Below are 25,163 nucleotides of genomic sequence, written 5' to 3'. Positions count from 1 at the left end.
GCTTGGAACACGGTTTTGCTTCAACCATCCGACGAATGGGTATGACGCTGGGCGCTGGAATCACCCCGCAGCGGAACGGCTCCTATTTCCTGATCATCTCTTGGAAGCGGGCGATGACACATGGAACTGATCACCTCCAACCACGCCAGCTCCCGCCAGCCGCGGGGCTTGATCATCACGCCGCTGCCACCTTTTCCCTCAGTGCTTCGTCCATGGCCGCCTGGAGCTGCTCCTGCGTGAATGGCTTCGTCATCCTGAGCATCCGGCCGAGCCCCTGATCCTCGGTAAGCTCGACATAGCCGGAGGCGAGGATCACCGGCAGGTCGGGAAAGGCGGTTCGAAGATGACGCGCGAGCTCGGCGCCCGTCATGCCCGGCATGGCATGATCGGTGATGACGAGGTCACACTCCTGTCCGCCGGCGAGGAATTCCAGAGCCTGGGAAGCGGAAGCCGCCTCCCGCGGCAGGTGTCCGAGATCCTCCAACATTGCCACAGTTCCGGTCCTGACGAGCGCATCGTCATCGACGACGAGGATGGCGAGCGATCGCGAGACCGGTTTCAAAGGTTCTACGGCCGCAGGCACGGCCGCTGGCTGCGCCCTGGCAATGCTCTCCGCGACCGGCAGCCACAGGGAGACGGTCGTGCCCTTCCCTCTTGCACTCGAGATCTGGATGGAACCTCCCGATTGCGCGGCGAGGCCATGCACCATCGACAGGCCGAGACCCGTGCCCTTGCCGATCCCCTTGGTGGTGAAGAATGGCTCGGCCGCGCGCAGGACCGTCGCCTCGTCCATTCCCTCCCCATCGTCCGAGACCGATATCCTGATGTAATTTCCGCCTGCAAGACCAGCCGGCCGGGCCTCCTCGGCCGCCGCAGCCACCGTCACCGCACCGCCACTTTCGAGCGCATCCCGCGCATTGACGAAAAGGTTCAGTAGCGCCAGCTCCAGTTGGTTGCTGTCCACCAGCAACGGCTCCAGATCAGCCGGGATGTTCTTTCGGATCTCGATGCGCGGTCCGACCGCCTTGGCGAGCAGATCCTCCACATTTTCGAACAGCCGGAGGAAGTCGACCGCCTGCGGCTTCAGCTCCTGTCTGCGAGCGAAGGCAAGCAGGCGCTGGGTAAGCGCCGTACCGCGTTCGGCCGCCTGGATAGCGTTCGTCACGAGGCGTTCGCTGCGCTCATCCGCAGGAAGCCGCTTTTTTAGCAGACTGAGGCTGCCGAGCACTGCCATGAGAAGATTGTTGAAGTCATGCGCCACGCCGCCTGTAAGGTGGCCGATCGTATCGAGCTTCTGTGCCTCGAAGAGCTGTGCCAGCGCCTCTTCGCGCTCGCGTGTTCTTTGGTCGATGCGGTGCTCGAGCTCTTCGTTCAGTTGACGCAACTGCGCTGCCGAGGCTTCGAGCTCGGCGGTGCGCTGATGCACCCTGGCCTCCAGCTCGGCATTCAGGCGCTCCAGCTCCCGCGTCTTCCTGTAGAGATCGGCAAAGACCCTGACTTTGGCTCTCAGCACCTCGGGCACGATAGGGACTGAGACGTAGTCGACGGCACCGACCGCATAGCCGCGCAACCGGTCCGGTTCGCCGAGCATCACGGCGGAGACGAAGATGATCGGCGTGTTCTGATAGCGCGGATGCTGGCGTATCATGCCAACCAGCTCGAATCCGTCCTGCTCGGGCATGCAGACGTCGACGAGGATCACGGCGATTTCGGTGCGCAACAGGTGCTCGAAGGCTTCGCGCGCCGATTGCGCCTTGATCAGATTTTCGTCGAGCTCTTCGAGAATGACCTCGTAGCTTAGCAGTTTGGCGGGTTGATCGTCGACGAGGAGGATGTTGACGGGGTTCATGGCCGTTTCCTCAGCGGTGCAGCCACATGCGCAGAGCCGACAGGAGCTGCTCGGTGTTGACGGGCTTTGCCAGATAATCCGACGCGCCGGCTTCCAGGCATTTCTCCCGGTCTCCCTTCATCGCCTTGGCCGTCAGCGCCAGGATCGGCAGCCGCCGGAATCGGGGCTCCGATCGGATCACCTGCATCGTCTCATAGCCGTCCATTCCGGGCATCATGATATCCATCAGCACGATGGCGACGGAGGGCTCGTTGTTGATGACGTCGATCGCCTCTGTACCCGTCGTCGCGGTCAGCACCTTCATGCCGCGACGTTCGAGCACGCTGCTCAGCGCGAAGATGTTGCGGGCATCGTCATCGACGAGCAGCACGGTCTCGCCGACGAGATCCTCGTCCGAGCTGTGCAGCTCCTGCAGCGTCGCCTGCTTTGCAGCCGGCAGGTCGGCAACGACCCGGTGCAGGAACAGCGCCGTCTCGTCGAGCAGCCGCTCGGGCGACTCCACACCCTTCACCACGACGCTGCGGGCCATGCTGTGCAGCGTCGCATCCTCTTCGGGCGAAAGCTCCCGCCCGGTGAACACGACCACCGGAACCTCGGCGATCCCATCGTCGTCGCGTATTTGCTCCAGCACTTCGAAGCCCGACATATCGGGGAGCGTGAGGTCGAGCACGACACAGTCGGCGGCGCCTTGCCGGAGAACGGCGAGCGCCTCCGACCCGGAGCCGACGCTCGTTATGTCGATGTCGTCGTGCCCGAGAAGGGCGGTGACGCTCAGGCGTTCGGCCTCGTTATCCTCCACGAGCAGAAGCTGTTTACGGCGCGGCTCGGCATAGGCCTTGAGCCGCGACAGCGCCTTGCCGAGGCCTTCCGGCGTCGTCGGCTTGCTCATGAAGGCAAAGGCGCCGCGGGTCAGCCCATGCTGGCGGTCCTCGTCGAGACTGATGATCTGCACCGGAATATGCCGCGTCTCTGGATTCTGCTTGAGCTGGCTCAGCACCGTCCAGCCGAGCATGTCGGGCAGGAAGATATCGAGCGAGATCGCTGAAGGCTTGTATTCCTGCGCAAGCGCGAGCGCATCGCCGCCACGCATGGCGACCAGCACCTTGAAGCCGTTGTCGCGGGCGAGATCCACGAGGACTCGGGCGTAATGCGCATCGTCTTCGACGATGAGCAGCACGGAGTCGCCGGCCTCGATCCGGTGACGGTCGTCCGCGACGTGTTCGACCGGTTTCTCAGCCCGGCGGGCAGCCGCCTCGGCAAATTCCACGACGTTCGCCGCTGCCGGAGCTGGCTTCGGCGCCACCGCGCCGGCGCCGACATAGGTGAGTGGCAAGTAGAGCACGAAGGTGCTGCCGACGCCGGGCGTGCTGCGCAGCTGGATCTCGCCGCCCAGCAGGTTCGCCAGTTCGCGGCTGATCGCCAGCCCCAGGCCGGTGCCGCCATACTTGCGGCTGGTCGAGGCATCCGCCTGTTGGAACGCCTCGAAGATGATGCGCTGCTTCTCAGGCGGTATGCCGATGCCGGTATCGACCACTTCGAAGGCCATGACGGAAGGCGCGTGCCGAAGCGAGGGATGATCCGGCGACCAACCGCTCCTCACCGACGTGACGCGCAGCGTGACGCCGCCCTGCGCCGTGAACTTGAACGCGTTCGAGAGCAGGTTCTTGAGGATCTGCTGCAGACGCTTCGAGTCCGTGATGATGCTCTTCGTCACCTCGGCGCCGATCTCGACCGCGAAGGACAGGTTGCGGTTTTCTGCCTCGTGCCGGAACGGCCGCGCCGTCACTTCGAGGAGGTTGCTGACGAAGATCTCCTCGGCATCGACCGAGACCGTGCCGGACTCGATCTTCGACAGATCGAGAATATCGCTGATGAGGTTGAGCAGATCGGTGCCGGCCCCATGGATCGTCTTTGCGAACTCGACCTGCTTGGCCGACAGGTTGCCGTCAGGGTTTTCGCCGAGCTGCTGGCCGAGGATCAGGATCGAATTCAGCGGCGTGCGCAACTCGTGCGACATGTTGGCGAGGAATTCGGACTTGTATTTCGAAGTCAGCGCCAGTTCAGTCGCCTTTTCCTCCAGCGCGCGCCGCGCCTGCTCGATCTCCTGGTTCTTCGCCTCCACTTCGACGTTGCGTTCCTCGAGCTGCTGCGCCTTCTGGCCGAGCTGTTCGTTGGTCTGCTGCAGCTCGCGCTGCTGCGTCTGCAGCTCGGCGGCGAGCTGCTGGGACTGTTTGAGCAGGCCTTCGGTCTGCATCGTCGCTTCGATCGAATTGAGCACGATGCCGATTGACGTCGTCAGCTGATCGAGGAAGGAAAGCTGCAGCTCGGTAAATTCGCCGGCGGAGGCAAGCTCGATCACCGCCTTCACCTGCCCCTCGAAATGAACAGGCAGGACGATCGCGCTTCGCGGCAGCGTCGTGAACACGCCGGAGCTGATCGGAACGACATTGTCGGGAAGATCGGTGACGAGGATGCGGCGGGCATCGCTGGCACATTGGCCGACGAGGCCCTGGCCGAAATCGAGCCGCAGCGGATGCGCCGCCTCGACGCCCTGCGCATAGACCGACAGCAGCGACAGGAACGGCTGCTCCTCATCTGCATCCACCTGGTAGATGACGCCCTGATGCGCGCCGACCAGCGGTGCCAGCTCCGACAGCAGCATCTTGCCGACCAGCGTCAGGTCGCGCTGGCCCTGCAGCATGTTAGTGAAGCGCGCCAGGTTGGTCTTCAGCCAGTCCTGCTCGGTGTTGCGCTCCGTCGTCAGGCGCAGGTTGTCGATCATCGTGTTGATGTTGTCCTTGAGCTCGGCCACTTCGCCGCGCGCATCGACCTTGATCGAGCGCGTCAGGTCGCCCTTGGTGACGGCGGTGGCGACCTCGGCGATGGCGCGCACCTGCGTCGTCAGGTTGGCGGCAAGCAGATTGACGTTGCCGGTCAGGTCCTTCCAGGTGCCGGCCGTGCCGGGAACGTTCGCCTGGCCGCCGAGACGGCCTTCGACGCCGACCTCACGCGCCACCGTGGTCACCTGATCGGCAAAGGTCGCAAGGGTGTTGGTCATGTTGTTGATGGTTTCGGCAAGTGCTGCCACCTCGCCCTTGGAGGCAACGGTGAGGTTCTGCTTGAGGTCGCCGTTCGCGACCGCCGTCACCACCTTGACGATGCCGCGCACCTGTTCGGTCAGGTTGGCGGCCATGACGTTGACGGTGTCGGTCAGATCCTTCCAGGTGCCGGCGACGCCGGGCACCTGCGCCTGGCCGCCAAGCTTGCCTTCAGTGCCGACTTCGCGGGCCACGCGGGTCACTTCACCGGCGAAGGCATTGAGCTGATCCACCATCGTGTTGATGGTGTTCTTGAGTTCGAGAATTTCTCCCTTCACATCGACGGTGATCTTGCGCGAGAGGTCCCCGCGCGCCACGGCCGTCGTGACTTCGGCGATGTTGCGTACCTGGGTCGTAAGATTGGCGGCGAGCAGATTGACGTTGTCGGTCAGATCCTTCCAGGTGCCGGCGACACCGGGAACGACGGCCTGACCGCCGAGCCGGCCATCGGTGCCCACTTCGCGGGCAACACGCGTCACTTCGCCGGCAAAGGAGCGAAGCTGATCGACCATGGTGTTCAAAGTGTCCTTCAGCAGCAGGATTTCGCCGCGCACGTCGACGGTAATCTTGCGCGACAGGTCGCCATTGGCGATCGCGGTCGCCACCTCGGCGATATTGCGCACCTGCGCCGTCAGATTGCCGGCCATCGAGTTGACGCTGTCGGTGAGATCCTTCCAGGTGCCGGCGACGCCCGAAACCTGCGCCTGGCCGCCGAGCTTGCCTTCGGTGCCGACCTCGCGGGCGACGCGCGTGACCTCGCCGGCAAAGGCATTGAGCTGGTCCACCATGGTGTTGATGGTGTTTTTCAGTTCGAGGATTTCCCCCTTCACGTCGACGGTAATCTTGCGCGACAGGTCGCCGCGCGCAACCGCGGTTGTGACTTCGGCAATGTTTCTCACCTGTCCGGTGAGGTTCGAGGCCATGGAGTTGACGTTTTCGGTGAGATCCTTCCAGGTGCCCGCGACCCCCGGCACCTGCGCCTGGCCGCCGAGCTTGCCTTCGGTGCCGACTTCGCGCGCCACGCGTGTGACTTCCGAGGCGAAGCGGTTCAGCTGGTCCACCATCGTGTTCAGCGTTTCCTTGAGCTCAAGGATTTCACCCGAAACCGACACCGTGATTTTCTTCGACAGATCACCATTGGCAATCGCGGTCGAGACCTCGGCGATATTGCGCACCTGCGCCGTCAGGTTACCGGCCATAGAGTTGACGCTGTCGGTCAAGTCCTTCCAGGTGCCGGCTACGCCGAGCACGTTCGCCTGGCCGCCGAGGCGCCCCTCCGTGCCGACCTCGCGCGCCACGCGGGTGACTTCGCCGGCAAAGCCGTTCAGCTGATCGACCATCGTGTTGATGGTTTCCTTGAGTTCCAGAATTTCCCCCGACACGGGAACGGTGATCTTCTTGGAAAGGTCGCCCTGGGCAACCGCCGTCGCGACTTCGGCGATGTTACGCACCTGGCCGGTCAGGTTCGAGGCCATGGAGTTGACGCTGTCGGTCAGGTCCTTCCATGTGCCGGCAACGCCGCGCACATTGGCTTGGCCGCCGAGGCGGCCTTCCGTGCCCACTTCGCGGGCCACACGCGTCACTTCCGAGGCGAAAGCGTTCAGCTGGTCCACCATCGTATTGATGGTTTCCTTGAGTTCGAGAATTTCGCCTTTCACGTCGACGGTAATCTTTTTCGACAGATCGCCGTTAGCGATCGCGGTCGAGACCTCGGCGATATTGCGCACCTGCGCCGTCAGGTTACCCGCCATCGAGTTGACGTTTTCGGTAAGGTCCTTCCAGGTGCCGGCGACACCGCGAACATTGGCCTGGCCGCCGAGCCGCCCTTCAGTACCCACTTCGCGGGCCACACGCGTCACTTCGGACGCGAAGGCGTTCAGCTGGTCGACCATCGTGTTGATGGTTTCCTTGAGCTCGAGGATTTCGCCCGACACCGTCACGGTGATCTTCTTCGACAGGTCGCCATTGGCAATCGCGGTCGAGACCTCGGCGATGTTGCGCACCTGCGCCGTCAGGTTCGACGCCATGGAATTGACGTTGTCGGTCAGGTCCTTCCAGGTGCCGGCAACGCCCGGGACCTGCGCCTGGCCGCCGAGCCGGCCTTCGGTGCCGACTTCGCGGGCCACGCGCGTCACCTCGCCGGCAAAGCCGTTCAACTGATCGACCATCGTGTTGATGGTTTCCTTGAGTTCCAGGATTTCGCCTGAGACGTCGACAGTGATCTTGCGTGACAGGTCGCCGCGCGCCACCGCCGTCGTCACCTGGGCGATGTTGCGCACCTGTGCCGTCAAGTTGCCGCACATGGCGTTGACGCTGTCGGTCAGGTCCTTCCAGGTGCCGGCGACACCAGGCACCAGCGCCTGACCGCCCAGCTTGCCCTCGGTGCCGACCTCGCGGGCAACGCGCGTCACCTCCGAGGCGAAGGAGCGCAACTGATCAACCATGGTGTTGATGGCTTCCTTCAGCTGCAGGATTTCGCCGCGCACGTCGACCGTGATCTTCTTGGAAAGGTCGCCATTCGCAACGGCGATCGTCACTTCCGCAATATTGCGCACCTGCGCCGTCAGGTTCGACGCCATCGAGTTCACGCTCTCGGTCAGATCCTTCCAGACGCCGGTGACCTCAGGCACCTGCGCCTGTCCGCCGAGCTTCCCGTCGGTGCCGACTTCACGGGCGACACGCGTCACTTCGGAGGTGAAGACGCTCAGTTGCTTGATCATCGTGTTGACGATATCGGCGGAGCGCAGGAACTCGCCTTTCAGGGCCCGCCCGTCGACATCGAGCGGCACGGTCTGCAACAGATCACCCTTGGCGACCGCGGTGATCGTGCGGGTAACCGCCGTCGTCGGCCACAGCAGATCGTCGATCAGACCGTTGATCGATCCTTCCATTTCCGACCAGGATCCATCCGACAGGCCGAAGCGCACCCTGGTGCTCGTCCGCCCGTCCCGGCCGACGACTTGGCCGACATGCTCGAGCTGCTGGGCCATGCGCTGGTTGGCCGCGATGATATCGTTAAGAGCATCGGCGACCTTGCCGGCAACGCCGGTCAAGTCGGAGCGCATCCGCACGGAAAAATCGCCGCGCCTCACCGCAACCAGGACCTCGAGCAGCGCGCTGGCGTCTTCGACCGCCATGCTCTTATGGTCACGTCCGTTGAGGCTGTCGGGCGAAATACCATCGGCCAAATAATCACTGTGCTGCTTGCTCACGGAATCCCCCTTCTTCGACAGAAGGTAATTAGTGCTCGACTGGAAAAAGGGTATGGGTGTGCCGCAGGGTTGCATTGACAGCCCTAACCCAAAGTCAACGGCCAAACTCAGCTTGTGTGGGAACAGTTTACGGCCCGCCGTCGTTTCCGTCCTGACAAGGAGAGCGACATGTCGAACGTCTCGAGGACAGGCAGGGAAGAGATAAACACCGCGACCAGCCCGACCACCTTCGGAAGATCGGTCGAAAGCCAGGCGCAGATGCAGGATGCCGCGGCGGAAGCGTCGCCCGAAACAGGCGGCGAGGTGCTCAACGTCTACCGGCTGGAACCGATCGCCAAACCCGACGATCCCAGATGGGGCAATGCCCCCAATCACGGCACCATCGTGGTGGCTGCCCGGACGCCGGGCGATGCGAGGATCGTCGCAGCCGCGCGCGAACTTGATTTCATGGAAGTCGATGCGGCGCCCGCCGAGGATGTCACAACGGCCAATGCCAGCGCCTTTCGCGACGACAAACTCTACACCGTGATAGAGATCGATCGGAACAGACATGATATAAAGCGCGGCATCCTCGACGGCACGGTCTCGGTCGATACGATCCGGCCGGTCGAGCAGGACTAGAAATCCTTTCTTCACCTGGGAGCTCTCATGAATACCGCCAATCTGCAGCTCAAAGGCCTGATCATGGCGATGGCCTCGATATGCGACGCGATCGTCGAGAAGGAACTGCTCACCCGCGAGGAAATCGATGCCGCACTCTCGAAGGCTCAAAAGGCAATCGAGGACGACGATGACCATGAGCTGTCCGGCTCCAACCGGGCGGCGATCCTGTTTCCAATCCGTGTGCTGCAGTTTGCTGGTGACGCCGGCCGCAAAGGCGAAGGGGCGACGTTCTCGGACTACGCCAAGCTCGTGGGGAAGATGAGCTGACCCATGTTCGAGAGTTTTTCTCTTGATACCGTGGACGTCGGCACGGGTTCGCTTCGTGTCCGCCACGGCGGATCGGGGCCCGCCGTTCTTCTGCTCCACGGCCATCCCAGGACACATATGACCTGGGGCAAGGTGGCCGATCAGCTTTCTCCCGATTACACGATCGTCTGTCCCGACCTGCCCGGTTTCGGTCGCTCCTATCAGCCGGCCGATGCTCCAGACAGCAGCAACTCTTCGAAGCGCGCTAAGGCTGAAGCTCTAGTCGCGCTGATGCGGCGACTGGGCCACGAGAACTTCGCGGTGGTCGGCCACGACCGCGGAAGCCTGACCGCCTTCCGCATGGCGATGGACCATCCCCATCGCGTGCAGAAACTCGCCATCGCCGATGGCATTCCCGTCATCGAGCATCTCGAACGCGCCGACTGGAAATTCGCCAGGGATTGGTATCACTGGTTCTTCTTTGCTCAGCCGGAAAAGCCGGAACGGGCGATCTCGGCCGATCCTCTGGCGTGGTACGACAAACTCTCGCCTGACCTGATGGGAAGGCAAGCCTATGACGACCTCATCGACGTCATCCACGATCCAGCCGTGATCCACGGGATGATCGAGGATTACCGCGCCGGTCTCAGAATCGATCACCTTCACGACCGCGAGGACCGCGAAGCCGGCCGGAAAGTGACCTGCCCTATGCTCTGCCTCTGGTCGCTCAGCGACGATATGGAGCAAATCTATGGTGATCCCGTCGCCATCTGGCGGAACTGGGCGATGGACGTGCGCGGCTTCGGCATTGACAGCGGCCATCACGTGGCCGAGGAAAATCCTGAGGCGCTTGCACAGGCGATCGCGAATTTTCTCGAAAATGGATAGCAACTCAACCTGAGACGCGCTTTGGTGGCATTTATCTCTCCAACAATGTCCGCCGTTTCCGATTTTGCAATAAGTTGATCCGTTTGGTCTTGTTTCCAGTCAGTCCCTGTGGCTATACCCCGGCCGCATATATTCACGCACCGGGATTTCTTTCGTGACCAACCTTAAATCGCTTCTGGCCGCCTGCGGCCTCTCCGCCCTGATCGGCCTTGTGGCAACGCCGTCATTGGCCGGTTCGACCACCTACCCGCTGACCCTTGAAAATTGCGGCGCTCAGGTGACGTTCAAGACGGCGCCGGAACGGGCGATCGGGCTTGGCCAGAACAGCGCCGAAGTTCTGCTGCTGCTCGGCCTTCAGGACAAGATGGTCGGCACCGCCTTCTGGCCGAGCAAGGTCCTGCCGCAGCTCGCTGAGGCCAATGCCAAGGTCAAGCTTCTCACCGTCGAGATGCCGACCTTCGAATCGATGCTCGCCGAAAATCCCGATTTTGTCGCCGCGGCCTTGCCGAGCTTGGTCGGGCCGAACAGCAAGATCGCCAAACGCGAGGATTTCGACAAGGTCGGCGTCGCCACCTACCTCTCGCCCAGCACCTGCCTCAGCACCAAGGACGCCAAGGACCAGTATGGCAGCCGCGGCGAACTCTGGAACATGGACCTTCTCTACAAGGAGATCGACGAACTCTCGCAGATTTTCAACGTCGCGGATCGCGGCCAGGCGCTGATCGCCGATTTCAAGGCGCGTGAAGCCAAGCTCCGCGGGAGCGTTGCCAAGGACGGTCAGAACCTGTCCTACGTCTTCTGGTTTTCGAGCCCCAGTCCGTCGGCCGATGCCTATGTCGGCGGCAAGAACAGCGCCTCCGGCTTCATAGCCGATCTGCTCGGCGGACATAATGCCATCACTGCGGACGCGGAATGGCCGACCGTAGGCTGGGAGGGCATCATCGGCGCCAATCCCGATGTCATCGTTGTCGCAAGCCTCGACCGCAACCGCTGGGAACTCGACAAGCCCGAAGCAAAGATCAAGTTCCTGAACACCGATCCGGCCGTCAGCCAGATCCCTGCCGTCAAGAACAAGGCTCTCGTCGTCATGGACGGTCAGGCGATGAACCCGACCATCCGCACGATCTATGGCGCCGAGCAGGTGGCTGAGCAGCTGAAGGCTCTCGGTCTCCTGAAGTGACGGAAGCGGGTAGTTTCTTCAGGCAGCTCGGAGCAGTCACGACACTGCTCCTGGCCTCTCTCTGTCTCATCACTGTCGCCGTCGGCGTCAGCGTCGGGATCGGCGACCTGCCGATCCCGCTCACGACCACCTTTTCGGCGGTCACCAACCGGCTAGGCTGGACTGCGATCGAGCTGAACCGCATCCATGAGACGGTGATCTGGGATTATCGTCTGAGCCGCGCGCTCGTCGCCGCCTTCTGCGGCGCGGGGCTGGCGCTATCGGGCGCCATCATGCAGTCGCTGCTGCGCAACCCACTTGCCGAACCCTATGTGCTCGGCATTTCCGCTGGCGCCTCCACCGGCGCCGTCGCAATCGTCATCCTCGGGGTTGGCGCCGGCGCTGTTTCGCTCTCAGCGGGCGCCTTTGCCGGCGCCTTCGCGGCCTTCTTCTTCGTGGCGCTGCTCTCGAACGGAACGCGCGGCGGGGCGGACCGCACCATCCTCGCCGGTGTCGCCGCATCGCAGCTCTTCAACGCCTCGACCTCCTACATCGTCACAACCTCGGCCAATGCGCAGCAGGCCCGCGACGTGATGTTCTGGCTGCTCGGCAGCTTCAGCGGCGTGCGTTGGCCAGAATTTGCGCTGGTCTCCATCGTCGTCGGCCTCGGCCTGGTTGCCTGCCTGTTCTACGCCCGTGTGCTCGACGCTTTCGCGTTCGGCGACGAGGCGGCGTCTTCACTCGGCGTCAATGTCGCCCGCGCGCGCATGGCGCTCTTTGCGCTGACGGCGATGATGACGGCCACGATCGTCAGCATGGTCGGGTCGATCGGCTTTGTCGGCCTGGTCGTGCCGCATGTCGCCCGCTTTGTCGTCGGCCCCCTCCATATCCGCCTCCTGCCGGCCTGCGCAATCGCCGGGGCAATCTTCATGATGCTCGCCGACATCGCCGCGCGCGCGCTCATCCCCAACCAGGTCCTGCCGATCGGCGTTGTCACGGCGCTGGTCGGCGTTCCGTTCTTCTCGATCATACTCTACCGGTTCCAGCGGGCATCATGAGCATCAAGGCTGACAATCTCACCTGGAAAATTGGAAGGAAGACCATTGTCGACGACGTCTCGCTGGAGGCGCAGCCGGGCAGGATGCTTGGCCTGCTCGGACCGAACGGCTCCGGCAAGACCTCTCTTCTGCGCCTTCTGGCCGGATTGCGGCGGCCGCATTCCGGCCGCGTCACGCTCGATCGGAACGACATCGGAAAGATCGGCCGTCGCTCGATCGCCCGGCGCATCGCCTTCGTCGAGCAGCACGCCACGACGAATGCCAATCTGACGGTTGTCGACGTCGTCAAGCTTGGCCGGTTTCCGCACCGTTCGATGTTTTCAGGCTGGACAGCGGCTGATGAAGAAGCCGTTGAAGCAGCGCTCGCGCGCGCCGGCATGGTGGAAAAGCGCGACGAGCGCTGGCAGAACCTGTCCGGCGGCGAAAAGCAGCGGACCCATATTGCAAGGGCGCTTGCCCAGTCGCCGCAGGAACTGATCCTCGACGAGCCCACAAACCATCTAGACATCCAGCACCAGATCGGCCTCATGCGGCTCGTCTCCGGCCTGCCGATCACCAGCATCATCGCCCTGCACGATCTCAACCATGCCGCCATGTTTTGCGATGAGCTAATCATCATGCAGCAGGGCAGGATCGTCGCCTCAGGCGCACCTGAGGATGTGCTGAGCGAGAAGCTCCTGCGCGAGGTCTTTTCGGTCGAGGCCCGCATCGAAGCCTCGCCCTATCATTCGCGCCCGCATATCCACTATATCAGGTGAGAGCGGCCGGAGCTGCCCTCACGTCACAATCTGCAGCGGCAAAGCGGTCGTCTTTTTGATCGTCCTGAGAACGATGCTCGACTTTACCGACGCGAGATTGTCGGTGACACGGATCATTCTTTCCAGAAACTGGCTGAGATGTTCGAGGTCGCGCGTCATGACCTTCATCAGAAAATCGGCGTCGCCCGTCTGCGAGTAACATTCCAGGATCTCCGGCGCAGTCTCGATGAAACGATGGAGCCGCTCGTTTCCAACCTCTGTATGCGCTCGAAGGCTGACAAGCGTATGGGCGACGACGGTGAATCCCAGTTTCACCGGGTTGAGGATGGCGACGACGCTCTGGATATATTTCTCATTGCGCAGCCTTTCCAAACGGCGGGCGCATTGAGTGGCCGAGAGATTGACCTTCTGAGAGAGTTCACTTTGCGTCAGCTCGCTGTTTTGCTGGAGAGCGGCGAGCAATTTGATATCGAATGGGTCAAGCATGATCATTGCCCCAGGAAGGTGAATTTCTGCGCATTATAGCGATAAGGCGCGGATTATCTGCACAATTCTCAACAAACAGGATGATCATCGCAGAAATTCCTCACGATGGTTCCGTTAATCTCGGTCAAAGACATGCAAGTGGAGGTGGACAGTGTTTGACCAACTGAACAGCCGGCCGGCCGATAGCCTGCTCGCACTCATCAAGGCCTTCCAGGCCGACGATCGTCCCGGGAAGATCGACCTCGGCGTCGGCGTTTATCGAGACGCGATGGGACACACGCCCGTCATGCACGCCGTCAAGGCGGCGGAGCAGTTTCTCCTGGAGACCCAGGACAGCAAGAAATATCTCGGCCCGGAGGGCGATTTGCAGTTCGTGCGCCTGCTGGAGCCGATCATCTTCGGCAAATCGCCGAAATTTGCCCAACGCCTCGCCGGCATTCAGACGCCGGGCGGCAGCGGCGCGCTTCGTCTCGGCGCGGAACTCATTAAGGCGGCAAATCCATCGGCGAAGGTTCTGCTCGGAACTCCGAGTTGGCCCAATCATGCGCCGATCTTCGCTTCGGCACGCTTGGACGTAAAGGAATATGAATTCATTGACCTGACGTTACAGCAGGTGACATTCGAAAGCGTCGTCTCCGCCTTGTCTTCCGCCGGGGAAGGCGACGTCGTGCTGCTTCACGGTTGCTGCCATAACCCGACCGGCATCGATTTCACCATGGAGCAGTGGCGAGAAATTACCGATCTCCTCCTTACGCACAGGCTGGTGCCCTTCATCGACCTTGCCTATCAGGGGCTCGGCGACGGTCTCGAACAGGATGCCGCGCCGACACGAATGATCCTCAATGCCGTCGACGAGGCGCTCATCGCCTATTCCTGTGACAAGAACTTCGGTCTTTATCGCGAACGCGTCGGCGCGCTCTATGTCGTGGCCCGCAATGCCGATGACGTCAGAAAGGCTGAAAGCAACGTGGCGGCACTTGCCCGCGTCAACTGGTCCATGCCGCCGGACCATGGGGCCGCCATCGTCAGGTGTATTCTTGAAAGCCCGGAAATGACGGCGATGTGGCGCGTTGAACTCGACGAGATGTGCGAGCGCGTCAACGGCAATCGTTCAGCACTTGCCGCCGCTTCACCCGACCTTGCCTTCATCGGCCGGCAACGCGGCCTGTTTTCCAACCTCTCCATGGCAAAAGAAATGGCGGTCGTGCTGAGAGCCAGGCACGGCATTTACATGGCGGATTCCGGGCGCATGAATCTAGCCGGCATGCAGCCGGCCGACGCCGACGCCATCGTCGCAGCGCTTAGGGCAGAAGGCTGCCTGGGGGTCGTAATCGAACATACCGTTGGAGCCTGAATGAGCACGAAAGAAACGACCGGCCAGGCGATCACCCGTTCTCTTGTTGCCCATGGGATCGACACGGTATTCGGCATCCCCGGCGCCCACATGTATGATTTCAACGATGCGCTTTATGACGCCGGCGACAAGATCCGGTTCATCCACACCAGGCATGAACAGGGCGCGGCCTACATGGCCTACGGCTATGCGAAATCCACTGGCCGGATCGGCGCCTTTACCGTCGTGCCCGGCCCGGGCGTTCTCAATTCGGGTGCTGCTCTCTGCACGGCTTACGGCGCCAACGCGCCGGTTCTCTGCATCACAGGCAACATCATATCGCATCTCATCGGCCGCGGCAGAGGACAGCTGCACGAGCTGCCGGATCAGCTTGCGACGTTGCGCGGGATCACCAAGACGGCGGAGCGCATAAACCATCAGTCCGAGGCCGGTCCCGTCATGGCGGGAGTCATCGGCAAGATGCTTTCCGGCCGCCAAGGCCCGGGTGCGATCGAAGCCCCTTGGGACGTGTTTGGGCAATCCGGCCCGGAAACCGACATTCCCGGCGCAACGCGAGCGCCTCACCCGACCGTCAATCCCGATCAGATCGCTGCCGCGGCGGCGCTAATATCAGGCGCCAGCAATCCGATGATCATGGTCGGCGGTGGCGCGGCGGATGCCGGCTCCGAGATCACCGAGCTGGCGGAACTGCTGCAGGCGCCGGTCACATCGCATCGCTCCGGCAAGGGCATCGTCGCCGACGACCATCCGAACTATCTGAACTTCGTCGCCGCCTATGAATATTGGAAGAAGGTCGACGTGCTGATCGGGATCGGCAGCCGGCATGAACTGCAGTTCATGCGCTGGAAGTGGCTGCCCAAAGCGCTGAAGTTCATCCGCATCGATATCGATCCGACCGAGATGGTCCGCCTCAAACCGGATGTCGGTATTGTCTCGGACGCGAGGGATGGAACGCAGGCTCTGGCCGATGCGCTGGCCGGCTTCAGTCGCGAGGACCGCACGCGCGAGTTTGCGGAGTTCAATGAAGAGGCCCGGTCTCGCTTCTCGGCGGTGCAGCCGCAGCTTGCCTATCTCGATGCCATTCGCGAAGCTCTGCCGAGAGATGGCTTCTTCGTCGAGGAAGTCAGCCAGATGGGCTTTACCGCCCGCTTTGCATTCCCGGTCTACGGTCCTCGCCGATATGTGACATGCGGTTATCAGGACAATCTCGGTTTCGGCTTCAACACCGCCTTGGGCGTGAAAGTTGCCCATCCCGATAAAGCCGTGATCTCCGTTTCAGGTGATGGCGGCTTCATGTTCGGCGTCCAGGAACTTGCCACCGCCGTCCAGCACAGGATCGCCGTCGTCGCCATCGTCTTCAACAATTCAGCCTATGGCAACGTGCTGCGCGACCAGAAGCAGACCTACAAGGGCCGGACTCTCGGCTCGGATCTGACCAATCCCGATTTCGTCGCCCTTGGCGAGAGCTTCGGCATTCGATCCTTCAAGGCGACGAGCCCTGGCGAGTTGAGAGACATAGTGAAGAAAGCACTCTCACTCGATGAGCCCGTTCTCATCGAAGTTCCCGTCGAAAAGGGATCGGAGGCGAGCCCGTGGCCCTTCATCCATCCGGCGCCGCACGCCGAATGACCGCAAGGGGCCGAGACCTTTTCACGGCGACGGCCCTTTGAGCAAGATCGTCGCCAGCGGCGGCAACGTCAGCGTGAGGGAATGCGGCCTGCCGTGCGCGGGTACGGGTTCGCTCGACACCGCACCATTGACGAGACCTGAGCCACCATATTCGCTCGCATCCGTCGTTATCCGCTCGATCCAGACGCCGTCTTGCGGTACGCCGATCCGGTAACCGTAACGCGGCACCGGCGTGAAATTGGAAACCATGAGGACCGAGGACGAGCGATCGGGGGCATAACGCAGCATGCCGAGAACGGAATTGACGGCGTCGTCAGCCGCCGCCCATTCGAAGCCATCGGAATGGAAATCGCCAAACTGCAATGCCGGCTCCTTTTTGTAAAAGCCGTTTAGATCCTTGACCAGCCGCTGGATTCCCGCATGCGCTGGCCGATCCAGCACATCCCAGCTGACCGAAGCGTCATGGTTCCATTCGCCGGGCTGAGCGATCTCGCCTCCCATGAACATCAGCTTCTTGCCGGGATGGCCCCACATGAAGGCGAGATAGCTGCGAAGATTGGCGAATTTCTGCCATTCATCGCCCGGCATCTTGCCGAGTAGCGAGCCCTTTCCGTAAACCACCTCGTCGTGCGAAATCGGCAGGATGAAACGTTCGGAATAGGCATAGATCATCCCGAACGTCATCGTGCCGTGATGATAGCTGCGGTAGACGGGATCCTTTTCGATATAGCTCAGGCTGTCGTGCATCCAGCCCATGTTCCATTTCATGTCGAAGCCAAGCCCACCCTCTTCCGGCGGCTTGGTGACGCCGGGCCAGGCCGTCGATTCCTCGGCGATCGTTATCGCATGCGGGCAGCGCTCGTGAACGATGCTGTTCAGGTGCTTGAAGAATTCCACCGCTTCCAGGTTCTCGCGCCCCCCATATTGGTTCGGGATCCATTCCCCTTCATTGCGGCTGTAGTCGCGGTAGAGCATCGAGGCGACAGCGTCCACGCGCAGGCCGTCCACATGATAGCGTTCGAGCCATTCGAGCGCGCTGGCAATCAGGAAACCTTTCACCTCGCGCCGGCCGAGATTGTAGATCAGCGTATTCCAATCGCGGTGAAAGCCTTCGCGCGGGTCCTCGTGTTCGTAGAGGGCGGTGCCGTCGAAGCGGGCAAGACCCCAGACGTCTGTGGGAAAATGGGCCGGCACCCAGTCGAGGATGACGCCGATGCCGGCGCCATGGCAGCGGTCGATGAAATAGGCGAAATCCTCGGGCGTTCCATAGCGCCCGGTCGGGGCGAAGAGGCCGAGCGGCTGATAGCCCCAGGAACCGCCGAAGGGATGCTCCATGATAGGAAGCAGTTCGATGTGGGTAAATCCCATCTCACGGGCATAGGGAACGAGCCGTTGGCTGAGCTCGACCCAGTCGAGCGATCGCCCGCCATTTTCCCGCAGCCAGGAACCGGCATGCACCTCATAGACGGAGATCGGCCCTTCCAGTCTCTCCTGTCGGGACCGGCCCTTCATCCAATCGTCATCCGTCCATCGAAAGCGCGTCGAAGATGCGACGATCGACGCAGTAGATGGCGCGGCTTCGCTGGCTCTCGCCACCGGATCGGCCTTCTGCGGCAGGCAGTTCCCATGCGCATCGATAATCTCGAACTTATATCTCTCGCCGGCCGCCAGCCGGGGAACGAACAGCTCCCAGACGCCGGCCGACTGCCTCAGCCGCATCGGGTTTCGTCGCCCATCCCAGGCGTTGAAGTCGCCCACGACCGAGACGCGGCGCGCATTCGGCGCCCAAACGGCGAAGCGGACGCCCGCGGCTCCGTCGACCGACATCTCCACCGCGCCGAGCGTCCGGCTCAGGCTGTAGTGGGTACCCTCGGATATCAGGTGAAGATCGAGCTCTCCGAGCAGAAGGCCGAAGCTGTAGGGATCCTCGGTAATCTGCTCGCCATCAGGCCATTTGATCCTTAGGCGGTAGGGTGTTCTCGAACCCGTGGCCGCCGCAAACAAGCCGGAGGGGTGCGCGATGCTGAAAGGCGTCACCACCCTGCCGCTCGCCGCTTCGATGAGATCGACCCCTTCCGCACCCGGAAGATAGGCGCGCACGATCGTCATGCCGCCGCTTTCGTGCGGGCCGAGAATCGAGAAGGGATCGCTATGTCGGCCCTCGATCAGAGCCCAGAGCGCATCCTGTCCGATGCCTGAGAGAAGTTCCGAGCGCTCAACATTCATGCGTTCACTCCCGCCAGGCGCGATACGATTTCGGTGAGACCGGCGAGGGGGATCGGCAACCACTTCGGCCTGTTGCGAGCTTCATAGGCGATCTCGTAGGCCGCCTTTTCGAGAAGAAACGCATCAAGAAGCCTCCGTCGTTGATCGGGCCGCATAGCGAGTGCCTTCGATGCGGAGACCGCCTGCCAGTAAGCATCGAGAAAGGCCCGCTCGGCATTGCGACCAAAACGCGCGATGGCGTCGCGACGCACTTCGTTCTCGTGTTCGGTAACGGCGTCATTGTCGAGCTGCGCGGTGGCGACGAGATAGCTCAGCGACCTCAGAAGCCCGGCGACGTCGCGGAGCGGAACCGTCTTTGCGCGGCGCTCGGCAAGATTCTTCGCAGGCTCACCCTCGAAATCGATGATGACGGCATCACCCTCGCTGACCAGGATCTGGCCGAGATGGAAGTCGCCATGCGTGCGGGTCATCAGCGCGCCGCGGGCGCTCTCCGCCAGGTTCGCGGCGAGTTCGACGAGTTCCGAGCGGCGTTCGAGAAGAGGAACAGCAAGCAGATCGACCGCGGGATCGGCATTTTCCTCGCGTTCTGCAAGCTTCGACATGGCATAGGCTACTTCGCCCGCCACCGCCTTCTTGATCGCCTCGACCTCGCCGTCTCCGGCGACGAGCGGGCTGAAAGACTCGTCCGCATTCTCCCCCGAGAGAACGACATGCAATTCGCCGAGCCTGAGGCCGACCATTGCAACGAAGCTGATCAGCGACTGGAAGACGTCGTCGCCAGGTTCGACCGCCGGGTCGTTCAGTACAAGTTCGTCGGCGGCGCGGCGCAGATTGTTCAGCATCCAGTTCCAGGCGTCGCCTTGATTGCGGATCGCACCCTGGACGATGATCAAGGTCGAGCGGCGCCCGCTGGAATCGGTGTGCGCAACTTCCCCGAGCAGCGGCGCGGTGTGGTCGTAGCCGGCGCGGGTGAGAAACCGCGTCATCTCGACCTCCGGATGAACGCCCGGGAAAATATGCCTGATCAACTTGATCATCGCGACGTCGCCGACGATCAGCGAGCTGTTGGATTGTTCGGCGGAGAGCCAATGGACCGGCATATCGTCGGTGACCTGGAGACGATCGAGCCGCTCCGTGCCGAGAAATTCGAGAGTACCTGTACGCCCGGTAATGCGCGAGCGGTCGGCAAGCCCGCGTAGGATGCCACGGGCCATCGGCTCGAGGGCAAACCCGTCCGTCAGGAAGCCGACGCGCCTTCCCTGGCGAACCCGCCCAAGGGCAAGCTGTTGGGTCAGCGCCGAGGGATGTGCATCGTCCCAGGCGACCGTCAACGGCAACTGGTAGGATTCGCTGTGATCGGGCAGCACTACTTCCAATTCGCCAAGAACGACGCCATCGGCATAGGGGATCGGGGTGGCGGAGACGAGCCGCGCCGTCTGAAGCGGCTGATCCTTCGCTCCGAACCAGCGCCGCCTGGCGAGATAGGCAGGCAAAATGTCGTTGCTGAGGGCATGTCCCAGCCGCGGCTCATCGACGAGATCGAGCAGGCCGCGGCGGAGAACCATCGTTACGAGATCCGGAAGCTGTTCCGGCGGCGCGGTGCGCCATGCCGGCGGATCGGCATCCGCCTCCAGCTGAAACCAGAAGAAGCCATAAGGCGGCAACGTCAGGAGATACGTCAATTGTCCGATCGGCGGAAAGGGCGACATGCCCGTCAATTCAATCGGCACGCGCCCCTCGAAGGCTGAGAGGTCGAGTTCGACCGCCTGGGGCAGTCGTGAGAGGTTTGCGACGCACATCAGCGTCTCGCCGTCATATTCCCTGAGATAAGCCAGGATCTTGCGGTTCTCAGGCGAGAGGAAACGCAACGAGCCGCGCCCGAAGGCCGGATGTTTGCCGCGCAGCGCCAGCATCTTTCGAGTCCAGTTGAGCAGTGAATGAGCATCGGTGCTCTGGGCTTCTACATTGACGGCCTCGAAACCGTAGAGCGGATCGGCGATAAGCGGCAGAACGAGGCGCGCCGGGTCCGTCCGGGAAAAGCCGCCATTGCGGTCGGGTGACCATTGCATCGGCGTCCGCACCCCGTCCCGGTCGCCGAGATAGATGTTGTCGCCCATGCCGATCTCGTCGCCGTAATAGATCACAGGCGTCCCCGGCATCGACAGCAGAAGCGCGTTCATCAGCTCGATGCGCCGGCGGTCGCGCTCCATCAGCGGCGCCAGGCGCCGCCTGATGCCGAGATTGATGCGGGCGCGCTTGTCGGAAGCATAGGTCTCCCAGAGATAGTCTCGCTCGGCGTCGGTCACCATCTCAAGCGTCAGCTCATCGTGATTGCGCAGGAAGATCGCCCATTGGCAATTCTCGGGAATCTCAGGCGTCTGGCGCAGGATGTCGGTGATCGGGAAGCGGTCCTCCTTCGCGATCGCCATGTACATTCGCGGCATCAGCGGGAAGTGGAACGCCATGTGGCATTCGTCGCCTTCGCCGAAATATTCGCGCGTATCCTCCGGCCATTGATTGGCCTCTGCAAGCAGCATCACTCCAGGATGAGTGGCGTCGAGGGCGGCGCGGATGCGCTTGAGGATCGCATGGGTCTCGGGAAGGTTTTCGTTGATCGTTCCCTCGCGTTCGACGAGGTAGGGGATCGCATCGAGGCGGAAACCGTCAATACCGGTTTCCAGCCAGAAGCGCATCACCTTCAGCAGCTCTTCCATGACGAGTGGGCTGTCGAAATTGAGATCCGGCTGGTGGGAATAGAAGCGGTGCCAGTAATAGGCGCCGGCGACCGCATCCCATGTCCAGTTCGACTTTTCCGTATCGAGGAAGATGATGCGTGTTTCCGGGAATTTCTGATCGCTGTCCGACCAGACATAGAAATCCCGCTCCGGCGATCCTGCAGGTGCATGGCGCGCGCGCTGGAACCAGGGATGCTGGTCGGAGGTGTGGTTGATGACGAGCTCGATGATGACGCGGATATTGCGTCGATGGGCGGCTTCGACGAAGGCGCGGAAATCCTCCATGGTCCCGTAGTCCGGGCTGACATTGCCGTAATCGGCGATGTCGTAACCGTCGTCGCGGCGCGGCGAGGGAAAGAAAGGCAAAAGCCAGATGGCGTTGACGCCGAGCGCTGCGACGTGATCCAGCTTCTGGTGCAGGCCCGCAAAATCGCCGACACCATCGCCATTGGCGTCGTAGAACGACTTGATGTGCAGCTGGTAGATGATCGCGTCTTTGTACCAGAGCAGCGGATCAACGCTATCGGGATTCATCGTGTCCATTCATGCCTCCGCTGCGCGAACGCGCCAGATCGCAAAGGGCAGGATCTGAGGATTGAAACTCACTCTCTGCCATTTGCCGTTCCACCTGAACCGGTGCCCCGTGACCAAATCCTCGGCGTCGAGCGCGCCGCCGTCTCCAAGCCCCCATTTCCACAGCGGCAGCTCGACATTGCTTTCCTGAAAATGATGCGGATCGAGGCTGATCGCGATCAGCAGGACATTGTCGCGGGCGCGGCTCGCCTTCTCGAAGAACAGAATGTTTTCGTTCCAGGCGTTCAGCAGCGTTAGCCCGAGATGCGAATGCAGCGCGGTGTTTTCGTTCCGGATACGGTTCAGCATTCGGATTTCGGCAATGATGTTGCCAGGCCGGTCGTAATCCCAGGCGCGGATCTCATATTTCTCGCTGTCGGCATATTCCTTGCGCTTGGCATCGGGACGCCCCTCGCAAAGTTCGAAACCGTTATAAACGCCCCACAGCCCGGAAAGCGTCGCGGCGAGTGCAGCGCGGATCAGAAAGGCCGGGCGCGGTGCGTTCTGAAGGAAATCCGGATTGATGTCATGCGTGTTGACGAAGAAATGCGGGCGGAAGAATTCCTTCGGCGCCGTCTCGGTCAGCTCCCGCATATATTGCTCGAGCTCCCACTTCGTATTGCGCCAGGTGAAGTACGTATAGGACTGGGAGAAGCCGATCTTCGCCAATCGGTACATGACCTTTGGTTTGGTGAAGGCTTCCGATAGGAAAACGACCTCGGGGTGGCGCGCCCTGATGTCGCCGATCAGCCATTCCCAGAACGGAAAAGGCTTGGTGTGCGGATTGTCGACGCGAAACAGCTTGACGCCCTGATCGACCCAAAGCTGGACGATATCCCTGAGCTCCACCCATAGAGAGGGCAGCGCGTCTTTCGTATAGAAGTCAACATTGACGATGTCCTCGTATTTTTTCGGCGGGTTCTCGGCGTATTTGATCGTACCGTCGGGCCGCCAGTCGAACCAACCGGGATGTTCCGTCAGCCAGGGATGATCCGGGGAGGCCTGGATCGCAAGGTCGAGTGCGATTTCCAGCCCATGCCGGCCCGCCTCCTCGACCAGCCGGCCGAAATCCTCAAAATCGCCGAGTTCCGGATGGATAGCGTCATGGCCGCCGTGCTCGGAGCCAATGGCATAGGGGCTTCCGGGATCGCCCGGTGCTGCCTTCAGGCTGTTGTTGCGCCCCTTTCGGTTGGTCATCCCGATCGGATGGATCGGCGGGAAGTACAGCACGTCGAAGCCCATGTCCCGGATATCCGGCAGCCTTGGGATGACGTCGTCAAATGTGCCATGTCGGTTCGGATCACCGCTCTGCGAGCGCGGGAAAATCTGGTACCAGCTCGCGAAGGCAGCCGACTTGCGTTCGGCATCGACGGCGCTTGTCGTTGAGCGTAGCCGGAAAGGCCGCCTGTCAGCCTTGTTCATCAGCTCTGAGGTTTCTGGATCGAGCAGGATTGCTGTGCGCTCGGCATCCGACGCATTTTCAAGACTGTCGATGACCGCCTGCAAGTCGGCGCCGAGTGCCGCCGGCGCCTCGGCCTTCGCGGCGCGGACGAGAGTCAATCCCTCCTGAAGCTCCAGCTTCAGATCCAGCCTGGCATCGTTCTTCTTGGTCAGCTCGTAGCGGAAGATCGCGAACGGATTCTTCCACGCTTCAACCGCGAATTCGTAGCGGCCGATGCGCTCCAGCAGGAACTCGGCGCGCCAGCGGTCGTTCTCGACCAGCTGCATCTCGGCCTCGCTCCACTCGGCCATGGCATCGTGCGGCCGCCACAGCAGCACGGCCGCGATCGGGTCGTGGCCGTCTGCGAATATGTCGGCCTCGACGGTGACGGTCTCGCCGACCACGCGCTTGACGGGGAAGCGTCCGTCATCGACCCGCGGCATGATGTTTTCAATGGCAAGCCGCGGCGAGGTGATCGCCTGCTCAACGTCGAAGGCGGGCCGGGATTCGATTGGCGCGGGCGCTTTGGCCTCGATGATCCGCGTCTCCCCTGCCCGCAGGCGCAGGACCGCGCCATCGGCGGCGGCGGGAAGATAACCGGAGGCAGCCTCGCGAAGTGCCGTCATCGGCGCGGATGCGCTTCTCCTGAGATCCCTGTTAATCAGGACAAACCGCACATTCGATGCGTTGCGAAGGTCCTGCTCCTCGGATTGCACGAGCGCCGAAACCGGCCCATTGGCGTTGCGGATCAGGCGAAGCGATGGGGCGCGCGCGTGGCCGGCTTTGCCGATCTCTGCATTGGCGACGCGTATTTCGGAAGAGATGTCGAAGGCGAGATCATGGCGCAGCCTCCGCAAGCCCGAGCCATCGCCGTGGGTCGGATCGAGCGGTGTAGCCGCACCATATTCGAAACCCATGGGAACCATGAGGCCCCCGCCGAGCGAAGCGGCGAGGCGCAGCGCTCTGACGGCGCGCCGCTCGAGAATTTCGCGGCTCTCGGTCCCGTGCGCGATCCGCTTTGCGAATGGCGGCTCGGGAAAGGCGACCTGCCAGCCGAGCGGCTGTTGGACGCGATGCTCCTCGACGAACCATCTCTCGTCGAGATCCCACCAGGCCATCGATGAAAAACATCCATCGAAACCTGCATCCGCGATCGCTGTCCTCACAGCAAAATCGGTGCCGGGCGTCCAGGCGAGGAATTGGGCTTCCGCCTTCTCGCGCACCGCCGCAATCAGCGATTTCAAAAGCTCAGCGGCGACTCGATCGATTCCGAGCACCCGATAGCCGGAGAGGCCGAGCTCGGACAGCCGCCAAAGCCGTTCGGTCCACTCCCCAAGCAATTGCGATTGCCGCTCGGAGCCGATCGTGTTCATCGGCTCCGCCGGATCGAGCGGCGAGCGCCGAGGATCGACCGGACGAGAGCCCGCTTGCGCGTCGCCGACTCTCCCGTCGAGCATCAGGTCCATCATCAGGCCGACGCGGCTCTTCTCAGCGGCCTCGGCCAGACGCGATATCCCATCGTCGACCGCGCTTCCGATCTGCAATGCAGGATCGAGACGATCGAAGTCCTGGAAGGTAAAAACGCTCCGTTCTCCGCCCCGGTCGAAGAGCGGCGCCGTCAGAACATGGCCGAAACCGGTATCGGCCGCGTGGTCGAAAACCTCGCGCCATGCATCGATGCCTTGGAGAAGTAGCGGGTTGACATAATAGATCCGGGGTGGGGTGCTGAGCGCACCCTGCTTCGCAGAGAGTAACATCGGCCGCCGCCTCGCGTTGCTTTTCAGGCAA

Annotated in this window: 14 protein-coding genes; 8 read left to right on the top strand and 6 right to left on the bottom strand. The window is 62.1% G+C overall.

What is annotated here, in order from left to right; all coding sequences use genetic code 11:
* Positions 1–175: 175 nt before the first annotated feature.
* Both J2J98_RS23585 and J2J98_RS23580 read right to left on the bottom strand, forming a co-directional pair.
* Positions 176–1,849, bottom strand: coding sequence for a response regulator (locus J2J98_RS23585; protein WP_207603307.1), 1,674 nt, complete (start codon positions 1,847–1,849; stop codon positions 176–178).
* Positions 1,850–1,859: 10 nt separating this feature from the next.
* A complete protein-coding gene (locus tag J2J98_RS23580; RefSeq protein ID WP_425505000.1) occupies positions 1,860–8,084 on the bottom strand; it encodes a HAMP domain-containing protein in 6,225 nt (2,074 codons plus the stop codon).
* Positions 8,085–8,327: 243 nt separating this feature from the next.
* Here J2J98_RS23580 and J2J98_RS23575 point away from each other — a divergent pair, with 243 nt between their 5' ends.
* The 6 genes from J2J98_RS23575 to J2J98_RS23550 all read left to right on the top strand — a co-directional run bounded on the left by J2J98_RS23575 (position 8,328) and on the right by J2J98_RS23550 (position 12,931).
* A complete protein-coding gene (locus tag J2J98_RS23575) occupies positions 8,328–8,780 on the top strand; it encodes a hypothetical protein (protein ID WP_207603306.1) in 453 nt (150 codons plus the stop codon).
* Between the two features lie 27 nt (positions 8,781–8,807).
* On the top strand, positions 8,808–9,089 hold the full coding sequence (locus tag J2J98_RS23570) for a hypothetical protein (RefSeq protein ID WP_064709600.1): 282 nt from the start codon (positions 8,808–8,810) through the stop codon (positions 9,087–9,089).
* A gap of 3 nt (positions 9,090–9,092) precedes the next feature.
* A complete protein-coding gene (locus tag J2J98_RS23565) occupies positions 9,093–9,956 on the top strand; it encodes an alpha/beta fold hydrolase (RefSeq protein ID WP_207603305.1) in 864 nt (287 codons plus the stop codon).
* Between the two features lie 154 nt (positions 9,957–10,110).
* A complete protein-coding gene (locus J2J98_RS23560; protein WP_207603304.1) occupies positions 10,111–11,136 on the top strand; it encodes an ABC transporter substrate-binding protein in 1,026 nt (341 codons plus the stop codon).
* Positions 11,133–12,173: a FecCD family ABC transporter permease gene (locus J2J98_RS23555; RefSeq protein WP_207603303.1), complete on the top strand. Its 1,041-nt coding sequence runs from the start codon at positions 11,133–11,135 to the stop codon at positions 12,171–12,173. Before J2J98_RS23560 ends, J2J98_RS23555 begins: the two co-directional genes overlap by 4 nt.
* Complete coding sequence (locus tag J2J98_RS23550; RefSeq protein ID WP_207603302.1) at positions 12,170–12,931, top strand: ABC transporter ATP-binding protein; 762 nt, start codon at positions 12,170–12,172, stop codon at positions 12,929–12,931. The genes J2J98_RS23555 and J2J98_RS23550 overlap by 4 nt, the downstream gene beginning before the upstream one ends.
* 18 nt (positions 12,932–12,949) lie before the next feature.
* Here the strand turns inward: J2J98_RS23550 and J2J98_RS23545 are convergent, their stop codons facing one another.
* Positions 12,950–13,417 carry an Lrp/AsnC family transcriptional regulator gene (locus J2J98_RS23545; protein WP_064709729.1) on the bottom strand — a complete coding sequence of 156 codons (468 nt, stop codon included), beginning with the start codon at positions 13,415–13,417 and terminating at the stop codon, positions 12,950–12,952.
* A gap of 151 nt (positions 13,418–13,568) precedes the next feature.
* Here J2J98_RS23545 and J2J98_RS23540 point away from each other — a divergent pair, with 151 nt between their 5' ends.
* Positions 13,569–14,771, top strand: coding sequence for an amino acid aminotransferase (locus tag J2J98_RS23540; RefSeq protein ID WP_207603301.1), 1,203 nt, complete (start codon positions 13,569–13,571; stop codon positions 14,769–14,771).
* Entirely contained in the window at positions 14,772–16,400 is a 1,629-nt protein-coding gene (locus tag J2J98_RS23535) for a thiamine pyrophosphate-dependent enzyme (protein ID WP_207603300.1), read from the top strand. It abuts the gene before it with no gap.
* Positions 16,401–16,421: 21 nt separating this feature from the next.
* Here J2J98_RS23535 and glgB read toward each other — a convergent pair whose 3' ends face one another.
* From glgB to J2J98_RS23520, 3 genes are read right to left on the bottom strand one after another with little or no spacing between them, the layout of a single operon-like run.
* Positions 16,422–18,626 (bottom strand): 1,4-alpha-glucan branching protein GlgB, encoded by a 2,205-nt coding sequence (gene glgB / locus J2J98_RS23530; protein WP_207603299.1) that lies wholly within the window; start codon positions 18,624–18,626, stop codon positions 16,422–16,424.
* Positions 18,623–21,904: a maltose alpha-D-glucosyltransferase gene (gene treS, locus J2J98_RS23525; RefSeq protein ID WP_207603298.1), complete on the bottom strand. Its 3,282-nt coding sequence runs from the start codon at positions 21,902–21,904 to the stop codon at positions 18,623–18,625. The genes glgB and treS overlap by 4 nt, the downstream gene beginning before the upstream one ends.
* Positions 21,905–25,132: an alpha-1,4-glucan--maltose-1-phosphate maltosyltransferase gene (locus tag J2J98_RS23520; RefSeq protein ID WP_207603297.1), complete on the bottom strand. Its 3,228-nt coding sequence runs from the start codon at positions 25,130–25,132 to the stop codon at positions 21,905–21,907.
* Between the last annotated feature and the right edge of the window lie 31 nt (positions 25,133–25,163).

The organism is Rhizobium bangladeshense (assembly GCF_017357245.1).
Taxonomy (GTDB): Bacteria; Pseudomonadota; Alphaproteobacteria; order Rhizobiales; family Rhizobiaceae; genus Rhizobium; species Rhizobium bangladeshense.
The sequence above is the reverse complement of the archived record's forward strand: the minus strand, read 5'-3'. Positions and strand labels throughout refer to the sequence as shown.

Bases quoted from the DNA above. Each gene is read 5' to 3' on its own strand.
- J2J98_RS23585 (WP_207603307.1), bottom strand. From the start codon at position 1,849: ATGAACCCCGTCAACATCCTCCTCGTCGACGATCAACCCGCCAAACTG.
- J2J98_RS23580 (WP_425505000.1), bottom strand. From the start codon at position 8,084: ATGGCGGTCGAAGACGCCAGCGCGCTGCTCGAGGTCCTGGTTGCGGTG.
- J2J98_RS23575 (WP_207603306.1), top strand. From the start codon at position 8,328: ATGTCGAACGTCTCGAGGACAGGCAGGGAAGAGATAAACACCGCGACC.
- J2J98_RS23570 (WP_064709600.1), top strand. From the start codon at position 8,808: ATGAATACCGCCAATCTGCAGCTCAAAGGCCTGATCATGGCGATGGCC.
- J2J98_RS23565 (WP_207603305.1), top strand. From the start codon at position 9,093: ATGTTCGAGAGTTTTTCTCTTGATACCGTGGACGTCGGCACGGGTTCG.
- J2J98_RS23550 (WP_207603302.1), top strand. From the start codon at position 12,170: ATGAGCATCAAGGCTGACAATCTCACCTGGAAAATTGGAAGGAAGACC.
- J2J98_RS23545 (WP_064709729.1), bottom strand. From the start codon at position 13,417: ATGCTTGACCCATTCGATATCAAATTGCTCGCCGCTCTCCAGCAAAAC.
- J2J98_RS23535 (WP_207603300.1), top strand. From the start codon at position 14,772: ATGAGCACGAAAGAAACGACCGGCCAGGCGATCACCCGTTCTCTTGTT.
- glgB (WP_207603299.1), bottom strand. From the start codon at position 18,626: ATGAATGTTGAGCGCTCGGAACTTCTCTCAGGCATCGGACAGGATGCG.
- treS (WP_207603298.1), bottom strand. From the start codon at position 21,904: ATGGACACGATGAATCCCGATAGCGTTGATCCGCTGCTCTGGTACAAA.
- J2J98_RS23520 (WP_207603297.1), bottom strand. From the start codon at position 25,132: ATGTTACTCTCTGCGAAGCAGGGTGCGCTCAGCACCCCACCCCGGATC.